The 17,407-nt window shown below is 46.1% G+C and carries 16 protein-coding genes; 1 reads left to right on the top strand and 15 read right to left on the bottom strand.

The features are described 5' to 3' along the window. Positions 1-2: 2 nt before the first annotated feature. From M1D71_RS16795 to metH, 13 genes are all read right to left on the bottom strand, one after another. The gene (locus M1D71_RS16795) at positions 3-833 is read right to left on the bottom strand and encodes a hypothetical protein (RefSeq protein ID WP_458122895.1); all 831 of its coding nucleotides are present in this window, start codon (positions 831-833) and stop codon (positions 3-5) included. Continuing rightward, positions 830-1,543 carry a hypothetical protein gene (locus M1D71_RS16800; RefSeq protein ID WP_458122896.1) on the bottom strand — a complete coding sequence of 238 codons (714 nt, stop codon included), beginning with the start codon at positions 1,541-1,543 and terminating at the stop codon, positions 830-832. The genes M1D71_RS16795 and M1D71_RS16800 overlap by 4 nt, the downstream gene beginning before the upstream one ends. A gap of 73 nt (positions 1,544-1,616) precedes the next feature. Beyond that, the gene (locus tag M1D71_RS16805) at positions 1,617-2,639 is read right to left on the bottom strand and encodes an SAF domain-containing protein (RefSeq protein ID WP_458122897.1); all 1,023 of its coding nucleotides are present in this window, start codon (positions 2,637-2,639) and stop codon (positions 1,617-1,619) included. A 26-nt stretch (positions 2,640-2,665) separates the two neighbouring features. Next, the gene (locus tag M1D71_RS16810; RefSeq protein ID WP_458122898.1) at positions 2,666-4,144 is read right to left on the bottom strand and encodes a serine/threonine protein kinase; all 1,479 of its coding nucleotides are present in this window, start codon (positions 4,142-4,144) and stop codon (positions 2,666-2,668) included. 190 nt (positions 4,145-4,334) lie between these two features. Continuing rightward, on the bottom strand, positions 4,335-5,384 hold the full coding sequence (locus M1D71_RS16815; protein ID WP_458122899.1) for an SAM-dependent methyltransferase: 1,050 nt from the start codon (positions 5,382-5,384) through the stop codon (positions 4,335-4,337). Positions 5,385-5,390: 6 nt separating this feature from the next. After that, positions 5,391-6,164 (bottom strand): ABC transporter ATP-binding protein, encoded by a 774-nt coding sequence (locus M1D71_RS16820; RefSeq protein WP_458127277.1) that lies wholly within the window; start codon positions 6,162-6,164, stop codon positions 5,391-5,393. A gap of 2 nt (positions 6,165-6,166) precedes the next feature. Continuing rightward, complete coding sequence (locus tag M1D71_RS16825; protein ID WP_062834898.1) at positions 6,167-6,484, bottom strand: thioredoxin family protein; 318 nt, start codon at positions 6,482-6,484, stop codon at positions 6,167-6,169. Then, positions 6,484-6,822, bottom strand: a complete 339-nt coding sequence (locus M1D71_RS16830) for a cyclic-phosphate processing receiver domain-containing protein (protein WP_124115277.1) — start codon at positions 6,820-6,822, stop codon at positions 6,484-6,486. Before M1D71_RS16830 ends, M1D71_RS16825 begins: the two co-directional genes overlap by 1 nt. 19 nt (positions 6,823-6,841) lie before the next feature. Beyond that, entirely contained in the window at positions 6,842-7,690 is an 849-nt protein-coding gene (locus M1D71_RS16835) for a deoxyribonuclease IV (protein WP_458122900.1), read from the bottom strand. Continuing rightward, on the bottom strand, positions 7,680-8,501 hold the full coding sequence (locus tag M1D71_RS16840; RefSeq protein WP_458127278.1) for an Fpg/Nei family DNA glycosylase: 822 nt from the start codon (positions 8,499-8,501) through the stop codon (positions 7,680-7,682). The genes M1D71_RS16835 and M1D71_RS16840 overlap by 11 nt, the downstream gene beginning before the upstream one ends. Positions 8,502-8,507: 6 nt before the next feature. Continuing rightward, the gene (locus M1D71_RS16845) at positions 8,508-9,317 is read right to left on the bottom strand and encodes a TIGR01457 family HAD-type hydrolase (RefSeq protein WP_458122901.1); all 810 of its coding nucleotides are present in this window, start codon (positions 9,315-9,317) and stop codon (positions 8,508-8,510) included. A gap of 357 nt (positions 9,318-9,674) precedes the next feature. Beyond that, complete coding sequence (gene rnz, locus M1D71_RS16850; RefSeq protein WP_458122902.1) at positions 9,675-10,613, bottom strand: ribonuclease Z; 939 nt, start codon at positions 10,611-10,613, stop codon at positions 9,675-9,677. Positions 10,614-10,689: 76 nt separating this feature from the next. Next, the gene (gene metH / locus M1D71_RS16855; protein ID WP_458122903.1) at positions 10,690-14,130 is read right to left on the bottom strand and encodes a methionine synthase; all 3,441 of its coding nucleotides are present in this window, start codon (positions 14,128-14,130) and stop codon (positions 10,690-10,692) included. 179 nt (positions 14,131-14,309) lie between these two features. Between metH and M1D71_RS16860 the strand changes: the two genes are divergently transcribed. Then, the gene (locus M1D71_RS16860; RefSeq protein WP_458122904.1) at positions 14,310-14,855 is read left to right on the top strand and encodes an acireductone dioxygenase; all 546 of its coding nucleotides are present in this window, start codon (positions 14,310-14,312) and stop codon (positions 14,853-14,855) included. A gap of 88 nt (positions 14,856-14,943) precedes the next feature. On the opposite strand, the gene M1D71_RS16865 is transcribed toward M1D71_RS16860, so the two are convergent. Together M1D71_RS16865 and M1D71_RS16870 are read right to left on the bottom strand one after the other, a co-directional pair. Continuing rightward, the gene (locus tag M1D71_RS16865) at positions 14,944-15,618 is read right to left on the bottom strand and encodes a GntR family transcriptional regulator (RefSeq protein WP_458122905.1); all 675 of its coding nucleotides are present in this window, start codon (positions 15,616-15,618) and stop codon (positions 14,944-14,946) included. A 102-nt stretch (positions 15,619-15,720) separates the two neighbouring features. Further along, entirely contained in the window at positions 15,721-17,355 is a 1,635-nt protein-coding gene (locus tag M1D71_RS16870) for an ABC transporter substrate-binding protein (protein ID WP_458122906.1), read from the bottom strand. Positions 17,356-17,407 lie beyond the last annotated feature (52 nt).

Below are 17,407 nucleotides of genomic sequence, written 5' to 3' on the forward strand. Positions count from 1 at the left end.
GTTCAGGCTCCCCTTTCCAGCCTCTTCAGAACCGTGCGCATACCTGCGCCGTCCATAATCAGGCGAGCGAGTCCGCTCATGCTTGCAGCGAAGCTCCCTTTGCGAGTATCCTTATTTTCACTCAAACTCTCCAACTGCAAGTACTTAGCAACATCTCGCCGGTTCATTGCATCCAGATATCCGGTTGTATACGGTATAGCAGATATCGTCCCCTTGTATTTGAATCGGCGTCGAATATTGGAAATGGTTGCACGTGAATGCGGATCGTATTTGTTAATTACAACATGCATATTCTGATTGCTCATTCGTTCTGGCAGGATCTCTTCAAAGAACAACTCCAAATTTCGCATGTTTTGATCAAGGTTTATTACAACATAGTCCGCCTGTTGCAGCATGAGCTGCGAGTCCACACCGGATTGATCCGCATCCAGAAGAACCAGATCATAATATTCGTTAGCTACGTTCAGTAACTTTTTCACCGTCTTTCCATGTTCCTGCGGAGAACGTTCCATCTCATTCATTCTTCCAGTCAGGAAATCAAGTCTTTCCTTCAGAAGTGGCTTGGTATAATCCCTGAGATTGTGCTTGTTCAGACTTCCGCTCGAATGCAGCCGTTCAACCGCATCCCAGCCGCCCTCTTCGAAGGTAAACACAGAATCTGTGGAATCCGTCTCATTAGATGGCAGAGCAGCTTCTGTGCCAGTTCCGACAAGGCCTGCATTAACAAGTAACACCCTTGTCCTATAGTGAAGTGCCATTGCATAGGCACTAATTAATGTGCTTGAGGTGCAACCTGATCCTGCAAAAGGACTCCAAAAGGTAATGGTACTCATGCTCTCATCCTTTCTGCTTCTTTCATTGCCCGACGACTGCGAACACTTTCCCAACCTGTTAACTGCTCGACCACGCGACATAACGACTTTTTGTAATTTCGGGATAGAGGACCAAGAAGAACTCTGCGATGATGCTCATTCTCAAGCTTAACCGCCGCTGTTAACTCATCCCACGGAAGCACTAAAGATTCTCCTGTCCAACCAAACGGGCTACCTTCCAGATACGCCCACAGATAACGAGCTTCAAGCTTGCAGTCTACCCCATTGATCAAAATACGCTGGAATGACAACTCAACAGGTAATGACTGTTCTTCAAGCAACCGTTTTAACCAGCCTTTGCCACGTTCCAGATTGTAACGCTCGTAATCACTCACCCAGACTCTTACATCGGCGCTTAACCAAAGATTGCGCGAAGCAAAGTGGGAGGTCTCCATGTCATATAACACATAGTCATAACTATCCAATCGCTCGCCATTTACTTCAAGATGATTCTCTACTGCTGATGAAGTGACAAAATGACAAGCGATATCAAATCCTTCAAATTCCGTAATTCGCAAAGATTGCTGACTGTCCCCTACACCGTGCCCATACTTCTGTTGTAAGGTTCCATCTACAAGCAAGACCTTGCTGCCTGTCGAAGCCAATATCTTGCACAGATACAGCATCAGATCATTCTTCTCACATAAACCTGCAAAGATCCATGTATGCATGTATGCTTAACTCCCTTTCTTTTCTCAAACTCTTTGTTATATGAATTACTCAGTGAAATCTTCGGATGGGTGCCTACTCTCCACCCGTTAGCAGACTCTGCTGTTCATCTGATTGTGAAGCTTGAGCAGAATTATCCATGCTTTCCGTAACAGCCCCTGCTCCGTTTCCTGATCCATCATTCCACATCACTCCATCTGATGTTGCCGGATTATTCGCTGATGGACGACTGTTATAAGTAACTGAGGATTGTGCCACATCCTGTTCTACCCCTTTTGACGGTGCTGTCATGGAGGCAGCCAGAGAACTTTCAAGCGAACTTCGAACCTGTCTGGATAACTCCTGCTCGGCTCGTCGAACAATATTCGGATCACTCTCCAGCAGTTTTAACACTTCTGAATTGGCAGGGTACGTCGCGATTGCAGGTGTCTGAAATTGTGGTTCTACATAGGTTAAGGCATAGATTGAAGCTTTATGTAAATAGGCATCTACTATTGCACTTGAGAGTGACAGAATCTCTTCCTCCGTCATCGTAATCCATAAGGTAGCTGCGTTTAGTCGTTCCACTTTCTTCTTCGATAAGAGAACATAATCTTGTCCTGTGGGGAACTGGATACGCACATCTATAATATCTCCTTTAACGAGTGAAGACGGCAGTAGGACAACTTGCAGCTCTCGATTTCTTAAATCAGGCGGAGCCGGCGTATCCTCATATACCATTTCGGTGGTAATGGCTGTTCCCTTTTTCAACTCTATTTTGGCCACTTGGCCTTCCATTTGCTTGGTACTGGACCAGAGGTTTCGCGGCGCCTGTGCGTCCGGGACTGCAAGAAGCTTCAGATCTTCAGGCAATATCGGTTCACCTGCTTCGATATCCCGAATCGTAACCCAGCCTTGTGCTCCCGAATTCCATTGCTGCTTTAATTCAGCTTCCTTTTCCTCATATGCTGATAAATAACGGGCTTCTACGGCTGACCTGACATCACCCATCGTTTTGACATTATAAATAACATATCCTCCGAACACCAACCCTATAGTTCCTGCTCCGATAAGCCCGGCATAGATCAGTTGACGGCTTTGTTTTCTTAATTTAGACAACAGAGGCTCTCCTTTCGTAATCTCCTCTAATCATGTACTTTCCTTCGTGAAAAGAACGAACGTTTCTTGGGCTGCTGTGCCATCATATGCGTTAAAATATGAGAAAACACTTTATCCATCTGTACGTCCTTGTCAAAAGGATCAATGTGTAACGGCAAACCGTATACACTTGTTGTGTCCAGTGCTTTACGAATACGCTGAACAGCTTCACTTGCTGCCAGGGGCAGACAATATATCCATTTATCTCGTGGATACCGATGATGGGATCGAACAAAAGCGCCAATCTCCGCCTGTCTCCATTCGGCACCTGAGCCTATAACAATCGGTAGATCTGCACGCAGGAATTCTTCCAACCTATTCTGGTCCTGACCACTGCCGAGGTCCATCACGATGAATTGATAGCTCCCCCCAAGCAAAGATAAAATATCCGCTCGTCCGGATTGTTTCCAATAATGCACACCATCCACTGCAAACTGTCTGCCTACAGGCACCGGTTTACCCGCTTGTGCGATTTGTTGGATTCTTGCAAAGGATTGAGAACGAGGTGACATTTCAATCACAGCTACTTTGAAGTTTTTCCTTTCTAGATAATGACTAATAGCTATGGCTGTGTGAGTAACCCCTACACCAGGTGAAGCACCAGTCAGGGCAATAACTCTTGTTCCGCCATTCAAGGTCATCGTCGTCTCTCCACTGGGCGTTATTCCCCCGGGTATTCGGAGCAGTTCCTTCCGTACCTCATCGGCAGATTGGAATCGCTCCTCGGCATTATACCTTAACAGTCTTCTCGCCACAGGGATGTATGTCCGCGGAACATCACTTCGGATAGAGCTTTCCACACCCTGAATCCATTCCGTATACGCCCCACTTGTCATAAGATACAGGAGCAATGCACCAAGTCCGTATAGATCTGAACGGGCATCGGTCTGACCTGAGCCATATTGTTCAGGTGCGGCGAAACCAGCTGTTCCCAACTTGACCGTATCTTCTACACTTTGTTTTTTGTAGCTTCTGGCGATGCCAAAATCAATTAATCTTACTTCATGTTCCGGCGTGACCATGATGTTTGATGGTTTCAGATCCCTATAGATCACAGGCGGATTCAGATTATGCAGATAACTCAACACATCCAGCAATTGAAGGACAAGCTCCGTCAACTGCTCCATCGGGATCTTCCCACGACACTGCTTGAAATACTCACTGAGCGTTAATCCTTCGATGTATTCCATCACCAAGTACGTGTACCCATCTTCATCCGGGACAAAAAAATCAACGATTTGCGGCAATCTTGGATGGCGAAGAGATGTCAGCAGCGCTGCCTCCGTCTCCATACTGCCTTCATATGGCATATCCGTTACGCTTTCTTTAATTGCCCAAATCTTGCCTGGCAACTTCAGATCCTCCGCCTCGTATACATGGCTCATTCCGCCTGTACCCAGAATGGATACGATACGATATCTACCTCCCAGCAGGCTTCCTTGTTCCAGCCTCGCCGGATGTCTCATATTAATTCCTCCTTCAATACACAACAAAAAAGGGAAAGCTTCACCGAAGAAGAACAGACCGGATATCCGGTTTCGTTCACTTCGGGATGCTTTCCCTCAGGTTTGTTATGGTTAATATTGGTATCATTATAGTACAGGCAGGAATAGATTGTAAAGCACAAAGTTTAATGAACTTAATCGAATCAATTTCTTAATATTTGACCATATAAAGTGTAATCTCTTCGCGGTTATGGAATAACTGCTTGGAACGTTGAATCTGCATCCGTGAACGCTCAAACGTATCAATGACGTCTTTAATGAGCGCGAGCGGCTTTTTATGCAACAGTTTCACGGTAACGATGGCTGTTCCCCCGGGCTGAAGGCTATACAGAAGATCCGATACAAGTCGGCTCATCAGCTTGGGACTCCAACTCATATCACATACGAGCAGATCAAATTCACCTTCGCGGAAACGAACATCCCCCGCATTTTTTTTCAAGAAAGTCAGTTTGGGTGATGTCAGCAGGGTCGGATCCATCTTCGCCGGATCTACCGCCGTTACTTCAAGCCCGCGTTCAAGCAGGAACGAGGTCCATCCGCCTGGTGCTGCACCGATATCGAGTGCTTTATGAAAAGAAGTGAAGTCAATACCAAACGTTTGCTCAGCTTCAAGTAATTTGAACTTAGCCCGCGAGATCTGTCCGTCTTCTTTTTGAAAACGTACAGCTCCCCCGCTCCAGTCTGACAGATTCTGTTCAGGTCTGGATACGCCAGCATACAACATATCATTCGCAGCAAATACGGAAATGACATATTCAGCATCACGTACGACCCATTCACAACCTAGCTCATCCAGCTTTTCTGTCAGCAATTGCTTCAATGAGGCCGCATTTTCTTGCCAAAAGGATCCTTCTGTCTTCCGTACCTGCAGTACGACAGGGATGCCGGACAATTCCTTATGATTCAGAACGAATGCAATCAATTTCTCAATAGACTGTTCCGAATCTTCTGTATTCTCCTGAAACTGAACAGGCTGAATATGACGTAAAAACGTTGGATACTCTTCCCACAGCTTACTTGCAACTTCTTCTTCCGCTACAGGCAGACCCGCAAGCAAAATTTCTCCTGGTACGAGTACCGTGCTCTTGACCGCACCAAACGTGCGGCGCAACTCTTCCTGAGCATAAGGGGCAAAGCCATGATTGGCTGTGCATATAAAACGGGAGAAGTTGCCTTCTTCCCAAGACGATTGTGTACTCAAATTGTGTTACCCTCCAGAACGTACGCGTATCCACGGACGACCGTCATCCCACTGGATATCGACCGGGACATCGTACGTATGCTTAATTGTATCTTGTGTCAAAACTTCATGCTTAGGGCCTGCCGCGGCAATACGTCCATCGCGGATCAAGGCCACATGGGTAAATAAAGGTACGATCTCTTCAACATGATGTGTTACATACACAACTGTAATGTTACGCTGGCGCAGACGATCAATCTCAGCCAGCATTTTCTCACGTTCATACAAGTCTAGTCCGGCACAAGGCTCGTCCATAATCAGCAATTTTGGCTCAGCCATTAATGAACGAGCAAGCATGACTTTTTTGCGCTCTCCCTGGGATAACGTTCCAAGCGGGTTGTTGGTCAGGTTGGCAAAGCCCATATCATCTAACAAACTCATCGCCTTGGCTTTCACTTCATCAGGAATCGTCTGATAAAAACGCAAAAAAGCGTACGCTCCTGTAGCGACGACCTCCCATACCGGATCTCGGGGTGTTAATTTCTCAATCAACGTTTGGCTGATATAACCGATTTCCTTACGAACTTCCCTGACGTCACATTGTCCATACAGATTACCAAGTACTTCAATACGTCCCTGGCTTGGAAACATATATCCGTTCATCATTTCCAGTAATGTTGTTTTGCCAGAACCATTCCGACCTAGAATAACCCAATGTTCACCTTGTTCGATGCGCAAATGTACGTTATCCAAAATCTGATTCTCTTCTCGTCTAAGTGAGACATGTTCCATTGAAATTATACTCATTTCAGCACCGCCTTCCGGATCTCAGAGAGCAAGTGCTCTACAGAGCTCATCCGATAAACCATTTTTGGAACATCTTGCTGGCCGTCAAACAGCATCACGGCTGGTACGCTTGAAATTTGAAATTGTTGTACAAGTTCAGGAATGTCATGAATGTTCATTTCGGATAAAATACCTTCTGGCAGCATGTGCTCAACGACCTCCAACATCCGACGGGCTGCCGCACATGTCCCACATAAAGGTGTATATATAAATACAGCCTGTGGCATGCCTTCCCATACGCCGCGCATTAACATTTTGGATGTAATTGGCTTCATTAGCTTTCTTCTCCCGCAGCAACACGCAGCATGACCTCACCCGTCATTGGACCATTATGAATGGTTACCGAATCGGGTTTATTGCTATATAACATCTCGTACATCTGACGTTTCCCAAACATACTGGACGTATGCAAATAGATCTCGCGCGGAAACAACCCTTCTCGTACTATGGATGCCGCAACCTCACCGCCACTCGGTGAATCCGGACCAAGCTCATAATCCAGAGACAAAATGTCCACGTCACCTTCTCTTAGCAGCATCAGGCACTCTTCAGCATTCGTTGCCAGAACAAATCCTTTCGGACACGCCCGATAGTCATCCAAAAAAACATGCATACAATCGCTCCTCTCCCTATTATAACCAGGAACGCATGAGCGCTATATCATCACGGTGCGTTCCATCTTCGCCCGCTTCGGTTTCGAGCACAACAACCGCCTTTCGGAACTCAGGTGCATTTAACAATGCTTTCATCGAATCGTACCCGAGATAACCCTGTCCGATCCTCGCATGTCTATCCTTACACGAGCCAGACGCATATTTGGAATCATTAAAATGTACAGCAGCAACATCATCCCAGTATCCCAGCACCCTGCCCTTATCGAGCATCGCCGCTTCGTTGCCTGAAGACCACAAACCTGAAGCAAAAGCATGGCATGTGTCAAAACAAAAAGCAATATGCTCCGGATATCGGCTTAATTTGCGAATCTGTATCATTTCCTCCATTGTAGTGCCCATCGGGCCATGATCACCTGCCTGATTTTCAAGCAGCACTTTCGAATGACCATCCCAATTTTCCAAGGCGGTATCCAGACAATGTATCAGGTTTTGATAGCCCTCCAGCGGATCGCTCGTTTTGATATGTCCAAAATGGACCACCGTCCCGACAGAACCGCAAGCATTTGAAATTTCAAGGTCATTGCGAATAGATGCTATCGTAGCATGAAACCCCGCCTCTCCACGGGTCATGCCCAACGCCGGATTCGTGGGATAGGGGGAATGTGCAATGGAAGCAAGTCCCTGCTGTTCACACCAATCCCTGCACTGCTCAGCATCCTTGAGATCCAGACTTTTCAGGCTGAGACTACGCGGGTTTTTCGGAAAATACTGAAATGCCGTTGCCCCCATCGCATGTGCTCTTTTGGCAGCCTGAAGAAATCCGCCTCTGGTACTGACATGTGTCCCGATTCCGGATTTAGGCCTCATGCTGGCATTTCGGACAGAAGAATGCCTTCTTGCCCGTAATTTCCACTCGTTCAATGGTTCCCCCACAACGTGGACAAGTCTCTCCTTCACGGTCGTACACCCGACATTGCTCGTCAAAGCTTCCTGTTTTGGTGTCCCCTTGCATCAGTGGCATTTCCATATAACCACCCTCAGAAGCTGCTTCGCGAAGCACGGACTGCATCGAATGGAACAAGCGCTCCGTCAGCTCCGGCGAACTCGCAATGTTCTGCGTTTTGGAGCTTGGTCTCAGACCTGCAGCAAAAGCAATCTCATCGGAATAACAGTTGCCGATCCCCGCAATAATATGCTGGTTCACCAAAGTCGTCTTAAGCGTACCCCGACGACCTTTTAACAGAGAAGCAAAACGTTCAACGTTCATCCGTCGATCCAGAGGTTCAGGTCCAAGATCAGACATCGCTTCTTCGGTTTCTTTTGAGGTAAGCAGATGTAAGTACCCCAAGCGCAGACCGATGAAGAATAAAATGTGATCTCCAAACTGGATTTCCACCTGTGTGGAACGATCAGGACGCTCCTCTTCCGTGCCCCAGAAAATCATACCGCCCAACATGAGGTGCAGGACCAGACGTTTGCCATTGGCCAAGTGGAAAATCAGATGCTTCGCTCGGCGCTCAACAAATATGATGCGGTTGCCTGTAAGTTCACTGATGAACAGATCAGGCTCCGTATTTATCGTTTTATCGCGATTAATTACAACACCTGTAATCGGTAGATCAAGTATTTTCTCGGACAGCAAGGTCCGGTAATTTTCCATTTCCGGCAGTTCCGGCATCATACATTACCCCTTTTTGGAAGCTTGGTCTGTCTGTTGCGACAGCCACTCCATCAATTTATGCAAATCTTCAAACACATGATCAGGTCGAGCCTTGGCTGCTTGAATGTGTCCATCCATATTATCCCGTGTTGTCACACCGGTAAGAACCAGCAATGTCTCACATCCTGCTGCCACCCCCGCTGCAATATCGGTACGCATATTGTCTCCGATTACTGCCACTTCATGAGACGCCAAGTTCAGCCGGCTAATGGCTGACTTCATTATAACGCTCGATGGCTTGCCAATAACGGTAGGATGAACGCCGGTTGCGGCTTCAATTGCTGCTCCGATCGCTCCAGCTCCGGGTGTCAGCCCATCATCCGAAGGGAGCTGCAAGTCCGGGTTGGTCATGATGAATTTTGATCCCTCATTAATCCACCGGAGAGCCTTGGTCAATTTCTGATAGGAAAATTCACGATCAATCCCTTGTATGACGTAATCTGGGGCATCTTCCGTCAACTGTAGCCCTGCTTCTTTTATGGCTTGCAGCAGTCCTGTTTCTCCAATACAGGCCACTTTCGCACCCGGTGACTCTTCTGCAACGTATTCAGCAGCTGCCACTGCAGAAGTACATACTTCAGACGCATCCGCAGGTATCCCCATCCCGTTCAGATGATCTGCCACGCCTTGTGGGGTACGAGAAGAGTTATTCGTTACAAATAAATATGGCTTGCCTAGCTCTTGCAGTGTTCGAATAAGCTGATCGGCTCCTTCGATACGATGTCTGCCATGATAGAGCGTACCATCCAAGTCAATCAGATAGGCCTTAATCACACACAGCACTTCCTTTCTTTATCCCATTAACGTTTCATGTCCTTAATCATTTATCTCAAACTTTAACGCGAACCTATGTATTCAGGCAAAAAATATGGGCTTGCTGGCATATGCACGCGGGCAAGTCGAACCGAATCGAACACCGACGGTTTAACTCGCGCGCCTTCTGTACAAGCTTGTCATTTCCTGCGCTTTCCCGGAAAATAATTTGAATCATTTCCCTCTTCATATTGCCCATCCTACACGCTTTCCGACCAGATTGCAAAAGGGACCGCGGGAGTTCCTCTCCCTCAGTCCCGTGCAATTACCCGGTTCTTCATGTGACGTGTTTAGCCGTGCCTTGGTTCGCATTCATGGTTAAGATTCTTGCTTGCGATGCACGACAGGAATAAGTTGATGTTCATTGGCAAGTCTTGTATTTGGGAATACAGACTGCGCCTCTTCCAAAAGTGGCTGCAGTTGATCTTCATCCTTATAACGTGAGCTAAAGTGAGTCATGATCAGTTGCCCTACATTGGCTGCTCTAGCCGCTTCTGCCGCTTGTTTTGAAGTACTATGATAGTACTCATGCGCTGTATCGGCCAGATCATGCATGAATGTAGCTTCATGTACAAGTACATCTGCATTTAAGGAAAGCGGATGTACATTGTCACATGGACGTGTGTCACCCAATATGGTAATCACCATGCCGCGTTTTGGGGCTCCCAATACATCTTCAGGACGAAGCGAATGGCCGTTATCGAGCGTAATGGTTTCTCCACGTTTCAGCCGACCGAACAATGGCCCTGGTTTCAAACCATATTCCGCCAGTTTGGCTGGGTCCAGGCTGCCTGGACGATCTTTTTCCGTGATCCGGTACCCATAGCTGTCAATCCGGTGCTCAAGCAAAGCTGCTTCCACGATAAAACTGTCATCTTCAAATAGGACTCCGCCCGTATGTTCAACGATATTCAAATCATAATTAACCCTGGATTGGCTAAGCTCCATTGTAGTACTTATCATTCGTTCCGTACCTGGGGGACCATATACCGTTAATGGTGTAGTTCCACCCTGATAGGCTCTGCTCGAAAGCAGCCCTGGAAGTCCAAATACATGATCACCATGCAGGTGAGTAATGAATATTTTCTCCAATTTGCTTAGTTTAAGCGGAGAACTCAAAATCTGGTGCTGCGTTCCTTCCCCGCAGTCAAACAACCACAAAGCTCTGCGCTCATCCAACATGCGTAGCCCAATGGAAGTTACATTCCGCTGTAGCGTAGGTACACCAGCATTAGTTCCCAGGAAATATAGTTCCATTCTGGATCGCACCTCTTTCTGTTGCCAGCAAAAAACCTCCGACAATGCGGAGGGCTTTGCCTGACACTCTACTGATTTATGCCTTTTCTACGTTAAAATACTTAGCTTGCGGATGGCTGAATACCATCGCTGATACGGAAGCTTCGGGTTCCATCATGAAACCTTCCGTCAATTCAACACCGATATCCTCAGGCTGCAGCAACTTGAACAGCGGCCCTTGGTCTTCCAGATCCGGACAAGCCGGATATCCAAAGGATACCCTAATCCCTTGATAGCGTGCACCGTGACGTTGCTTCATGGTCATCTGAGCAGAATCCGGGAATCCCCAGATGTCTCTCATCATATGATGCACACGTTCAGCTAATCCCTCTGCTACTTCGAGCGCTACGGATTGCAGAGCATGCGAGCGAAGGTAATCCCCTTTATCTTTCCACGCAGTGGATAGTTCACGCACACCGTGTCCAGCCGTAACAACCATGAAACCAACGTAATCCATCTGACCGGATTCAACAGGCTTCAGGAAGTCGGACAGGCACAGGAACGGCTCGACTTTTTGACGTGGGAACGTAAAAGTATGCAAGATATTACTGGTATCCTTTGGATCATAGATGATGATGCTGTTACCACTGGACTGAGCAGGGAAGAAACGATACATGGCATGCGCCTGAATAATTCCGTCACGAACAGCCTCTTGCATGATATCATCCACTACTGCTTTCAGATCAGTAGCCTTCTTATCACCTGAAGCAAGCAGTTGTTCAACTGAACCGCGTAACCCCAGATGATGTCCAAGCAACATCTGCATGTTCACGTATGGCAGGATGTGTGATAACGGGTAGTTGCGCATGGTATGCCGATCCAAATCAGGCGGTACAAGAACCGGATTATCTAAGGCGATATCCGAACGCTCCACCCGTGTAAGCTCTGGAAGAGACTGAACGGCTACAGCCCCCGAAGCATCTGCTTCTTTCTCAGCTTCCATCTCCAGTTGCATCGCTTCACGTGTAACGGGATTCATCAATTTGTTCGCCAGATCCAGCCCATCCATTGCATCTTTAGCATATACAACCATTCCGTTATATTCAGGACGTATACGGTTTTTGGTGAATTTACGTGTCAGCGCCGCTCCGCCAACCATAATAGGCACATCAATACCTGCTGTTCGTAAATCCTGAGCGGTAAGAATCATCTGCTGCGCTGATTTTACCAATAGACCCGAGAGGCCGATTGCATCGACTTTTTCTTCTCGGTATGCCTCAATGATACGTTCTGGTGGTACTTTTATACCCAAATTAATGATCCGGTAACCGTTATTGGACAGGATGATCTCTACCAGATTCTTACCGATGTCATGAACATCACCCTTGACCGTAGCCAGAATGATCTTGCCTTTAACAGAAGTCTCGTTCTTCTCCATGAATTGCTCCAAATATGCCACAGAAGCCTTCATAACCTCCGCACTCTGCAACACCTCAGCTACAATCAACTCATTGTTGTTAAAGAGACGACCTACTTCCTCCATCCCCCGCATCAGTGGACCGTTAATCACTTGAAGTGCTGTATATTTGGCAAGTGCCTGTTCGAGATCCGGCAGCAATCCCTCTTTACTTCCTTCCACAACATATGAAGCGAGACGCTCTTCTAATGAAAGGTTCGAGATTTTTTCCTTCTTCTCAACCTTCTTGTTGCGGAACGCCGCTACAAACGCCGCCAGTGTTTCATCATTTGTATTATATAAAAGCTCTTCCGAAAGTCTGCGTTCTTCTTCCGGAATGGAGGCATAACGCTCCAGTTTCTCTGTATTCACGATCGCATAGTCGAGACCTGCTTTGGTACATTCATACAAAAATACAGAGTTCAGCACTTCACGACCTGCTTCAGGCAGTCCGAATGAAATGTTACTGATCCCGAGTATCGTATGACATTCAGGCATCGCTTCCTTGATCACTCTTATACCTTCAATGGTTTCTTTCGCTGAACCAATGTACTGTTCATCTCCCGTACCTACCGGGAACACCAACGTATCAAAAATCAGGTCTTCTGGTTTGAGTCCATATTTGTTCACCAGTAGATCGTAAGAGCGCTTGGCTACGTCAAGCTTGTCCTCCCGACTAATCGCCTGACCGCGTTCATCAATCGTTCCGACGACAACCGCACCACCATATTTATGCAGCAATGGCGTGATCAGCTCAAATTTTTCTTCGCCATCCTCAAGGTTAATGGAGTTAATTATTGCTTTACCCTGGCAGTACTGGAGGGCCAGATCAATTACTGAAGCATCTGTCGTATCGATCATGAGTGGAACTTTTACTTTTTTCACAACGAGTTCAAGGAACTTCACCATGTCTTCAGACTCTTCACGGTCTGGGTCTTGTACACATACATCGACAATGTGCGCTCCGTTTTTCACTTGAGCACGAGCTATTTCCGAAGCTTCTTCATATTTGCCTTCAACAATAAGCCGTTTGAACTTCCGTGATCCCAGCACGTTCGTACGCTCTCCGACCATATATGGGCGATTGTCTTGTTCGATGTAGATCGGTTCTATACCTGACAGTGCAGGTGGGTGTGTTCCGTTCATTTCTCTTGGGGGGTACTGGGCTAGTGTATCCCGCATGGCCCGAATATGTGCGGGAGTTGTTCCGCAACATCCACCAGCAATATTCAACCAACCCTGTTCGGCAAAAGCACCAATTTTCTGAGCAAGAGAATCTGGGGACTCGTGATAATTACCATTCTCATCTGGAAGACCCGCGTTCGGGTAACAACTAACGGCAACCGATGCCATTCCAGAAAGCGAGCGAATGTGATCACGCATGAACTCTGGACCTGTAGCACAGTTTAGTCCTACCGAAATTGGGTTAAGGTGTTCTAAGGAGATATAAAAGGATTCGATGTTCTGACCTGCAAGGGTCGTACCCATTGGTTCTATTGTTCCTGATATCATCAGTGGCAGGGTAATGCCACTCTGTTCAAAGGCCTGCTGAATTCCAATGCTGCCTGCTTTTACATTGAGGGTATCCTGTGAGGTTTCAAGCAGTAGCGCATCAACGCCTCCCTCTATTAAAGCAAGCGCTTGCTCCAAATAACTGTCGATCAGTTCCTGGAACGTCACTCCCCCAGTAACAGACAGTGTTTTGGTTGTTGGTCCCATCGCACCTACCACATAACGTGGAGATTCTGGTGTAGAAAAACGATCAACTGCAGCTTTCGCAATTCTGGCTGCTTCCAGGTTGATCTCTCGTGCACGATCCTGAATATCGTATTCAGCAAGTACGACTGATGTTGCACCAAATGTGTTAGTTTCAATCAGATCAGCGCCAGCTTCAAGATATTCTTCATGAATGCGCTGGATTAGCTCTGGACGAGTAAGCACTAACATTTCATTACATCCATCCAGATCTTCGCCGCCAAAATCTTCACCAGTCAGATCAACTTGTTGAATCATGGTCCCCATTGCACCGTCGAGGATTAATATTCGTTGTTTTAATGCATCGTGTAGACTAATCTTATCCAATATCTTCACCCCCGCAAAACGTTAAATCTTAGTTTAACAGAAACTAACTTAATGTGAAAGATCGGTTTTGCTCCCGTAAGATGGCGGGTTTGCTCGAATATGAACGGAATTTGAGAATCGACAAAAACAGAGCAATCCGATATAATTCAATTAAACCAAGTGGAAAAGAGGGAAAGAACATGGCTGAAATTGTAATCCGAAATACGAACGAACGCATCACTGGTGACGAAAACGTTCGAAATTTCTTGAACAAATACGAAGTATTATATGAGAAGTGGGACGCATCCAAACTGAACACTGATCTGCAAAATAACTTTGGATTGACTGATGATCAGAAAACCGAGGTTTTGGAAACTTACGATTATGAAATCAGAGATTTGGCTGCACGTCGCGGATATCAGATCTGGGATGTCATCACGTTGTCCGAACAGACACCTGATATCGAAGAGAAACTGGCCAAGTTCGAAGAGATCCACACCCACGCTGAAGATGAGATCCGTGCAATTGTTGCCGGTAAAGGAATCTTTGTTATCAAAGCTACAGATGATGTAGGCTACTTTAATGTAGAACTGTCTCCTGGAGACGTCATCTCCGTACCGGAGAATACACCGCACTTCTTCACTTTAATGGAGAACAAACAGATCATTGCTGTACGTCTGTTCATCGAAAAAGATGGCTGGATTGCAGATCCGTATCCTGATCCTACGTTTATCAAACAAGGCTAAGACTCGCTTGTTGCGATTTAATAAACCAAAACCCCTGTTCATTTGAACAGGGGTTTTGGCATGGAGCGTATTTTACAACATCTGCGTACTAGATAAAATAATGTGGGTATTTTGCTTTTATCGATTCCTGTTCAATCACGACCAGTCTGAGATGAGCCTCCATCACCTGAACCGCTTGCTCCGTATTACGCTCTGTGATAAGTCGATAAATCTCTTTGTGCTGCGAGATAATGACCTCCAGGTTGGAATCCTCCGCTAGACGTAATAAACGTAACCGATTAAACGGGATATTCAGCTGTTGCAACATTTTCCACGTTCTAAGCTTCCCTGTGCCCTGAAACAAAATCTGATGAAACTCTTCATCCAGTTCGAACAGTCGATAGAAATTGTTTTTCCCTATACATACTTCCTGCATTGCAATGTTGGTTTCGAGTCTGAATCGGAACTCCTCAGGAAACGAAACACAAGCCAAAGTCACGATTTCCTTCTCCATCTTCTCCCGCATAAATCTGCCTTCTTCCACATGCTCCAAGTTGATATGAGAAACTATGGTTCCACTCTGTGGAATAATGTCCAGCAGTTCTTCTTCAGCAAGCTTCATGAATGCTTCCCGCACGGGTGTTCTGCTCACCTGCAGTTCATCTGCAATCTCTTTCTCTGAAATCTTGGTACCAGGCTTAAGTTCCAGATGAAGAATTCGTTCTTTTAACAGATTATATGAATATGCCCGGGTCGAGCCTCTAATTTTTTGATTAAGTGACATGCCTTGACCTCTTTCTCTCAGCCGTATTCATTCATCTTAGCACAAATTACCGTTCCACTTAAATATCGGAGTGAAACGGTAATCCGGCCAGCATCAACTATGTTATTGCTTGTTTTCTTTGTAGGCTTTGTACGTATCATTTGCCAGCTTCAGATAATTAGATAATCCTTGACTGTCCAGTTCTTTGGCGAAAGTATCGAATTCAGACAAGTCACGCTCACCCAAGATAAATTTAAGTGTATTCTGGTCCGAATAATCTTTCAGTGGTGTACTCAGAAGTGTCACCCGTTCACGATCTTCAGAAGAGTATGGAATTGGTGGTTCTGCCGGGATAACTTCTTTGGTATCCTTCATATCTTGCTGGAATTTCAACTCTTCTTCACTAAACATGGATTGCAGCAGATCTGTAGTACCCCCATAGGCAAATACACCACCAGAGAAGCCATAGTCAATACGCAAATCCTTCGTTCCTTTCGGATTCAAACCATTGTAGTTAACGTCCTCTGCCAATTTACGTTTCCCATCTTCTTTGGTGAATGTTTCACCTTCTACGCCCCACTTGGCGAACTCTTGCCCCTCATCACTGTAGTACAGCCAATCAACGAATTGCATAATGGCTTTGAAATTTTCGCTCTTTTGAATTTTCCCGGAAATCATGACACCGTTTTCAAGTCTCGACCCGGACATCAGCTGTCCTTTTGGTCCACCAGGTACTGTAATCTTCGCAACCGAGAATTTACCCTCTCCCAGCGTTTTGTTCATATCATTTCGGTGCAACACCACCGTTTGGGAATTACCATTAATCATGAATGATTTGCCGGATACAAATTTCTGTACAGCCTGATCATCATCCTGTGTAAAACTCTCCTTATCGAGCAGCCCTTCGGATACCAATTTGTTAAAGTACGTTAGCATTTCCTTATACTCCGGTGTAGTAGCCGTGTACACAAATTGATCCTGATCTTCTTTATACGTCAGTCCATTACCAAAACCCCATCCAGCCTTGGTGCCAAAACCGGTAGCAGCGATGTTCAACGTACTATTGAATTGGAATCGGTCCGAAAACGGAATGGAATCCGGATAGATCTCTTTTAGCTTTTTGGCTGCATCATACAATTCGTCCCATGTGGTCGGGATGGCAATGTTATTTTCCTCAAAAACATCTGTTCTTACGAGTAGTGTGTAATCTGGCCATACTTCTTCATGAAGACCCGGAAGTACATAGTACTTTCCATCTTCCTGTCGAAGTCCTTCGAGTTCATCTTCCAATCCCCATTTTTCCACTTTATCCTTGAAGTTCGGCATCAAATCAATATAGTCGCTAATCGGCAAAATCGCACCGGAAGATACAAATGCAGACTCTTCACCTGGGTACGTTTTAGGAATAACCAGTGGTGCATCACCAGAACTAATCAACAGAGATCTCTTCTGAGAGTAGTCGCTCATAGGTACAATCGTTGGCTCAAGCGTAACACCCGTCAATTCGGTGATTTTATCAAAAAGTAACCAGTCTTTTTTATATGGATAACTAGGTTGATCACTATATAGTATGGAAAGATTAAATGGCTCTGTCGCTTTAAATGTGTCCCCTACATTGTACTTCTCCATCGCAGCGTTGGTCTGAACTTCTGTGACGTCACCTCCAGTTCCAGTACCGCTGCTACATGCTGCCAGAACGACGGTCATCATTGTTGTCAAAACCATTTTACCGACAAACTTACGTGGCTTTTGATTCATTTAGGTTATCCCCCTGAATTTGGTTTAGGTTGACCTTGCCTTAAAACTTTTT

Source organism: Paenibacillus sp. Z3-2 (assembly GCF_054161325.1).

Excerpts from the sequence above, each read along its gene's own strand:
- M1D71_RS16840 (WP_458127278.1), bottom strand. The coding sequence starts at position 8,501 with ATGCCGGAACTGCCGGAAATGGAAAATTACCGGACCTTGCTGTCCGAG.
- M1D71_RS16825 (WP_062834898.1), bottom strand. The coding sequence starts at position 6,484 with ATGAAGCCAATTACATCCAAAATGTTAATGCGCGGCGTATGGGAAGGC.
- M1D71_RS16830 (WP_124115277.1), bottom strand. The coding sequence starts at position 6,822 with ATGCATGTTTTTTTGGATGACTATCGGGCGTGTCCGAAAGGATTTGTT.
- M1D71_RS16800 (WP_458122896.1), bottom strand. The coding sequence starts at position 1,543 with ATGCATACATGGATCTTTGCAGGTTTATGTGAGAAGAATGATCTGATG.
- M1D71_RS16795 (WP_458122895.1), bottom strand. The coding sequence starts at position 833 with ATGAGTACCATTACCTTTTGGAGTCCTTTTGCAGGATCAGGTTGCACC.
- M1D71_RS16870 (WP_458122906.1), bottom strand. The coding sequence starts at position 17,355 with ATGAATCAAAAGCCACGTAAGTTTGTCGGTAAAATGGTTTTGACAACA.
- M1D71_RS16810 (WP_458122898.1), bottom strand. The coding sequence starts at position 4,144 with ATGAGACATCCGGCGAGGCTGGAACAAGGAAGCCTGCTGGGAGGTAGA.
- M1D71_RS16865 (WP_458122905.1), bottom strand. The coding sequence starts at position 15,618 with ATGTCACTTAATCAAAAAATTAGAGGCTCGACCCGGGCATATTCATAT.
- M1D71_RS16860 (WP_458122904.1), top strand. The coding sequence starts at position 14,310 with ATGGCTGAAATTGTAATCCGAAATACGAACGAACGCATCACTGGTGAC.
- rnz (WP_458122902.1), bottom strand. The coding sequence starts at position 10,613 with ATGGAACTATATTTCCTGGGAACTAATGCTGGTGTACCTACGCTACAG.
- M1D71_RS16835 (WP_458122900.1), bottom strand. The coding sequence starts at position 7,690 with ATGAGGCCTAAATCCGGAATCGGGACACATGTCAGTACCAGAGGCGGA.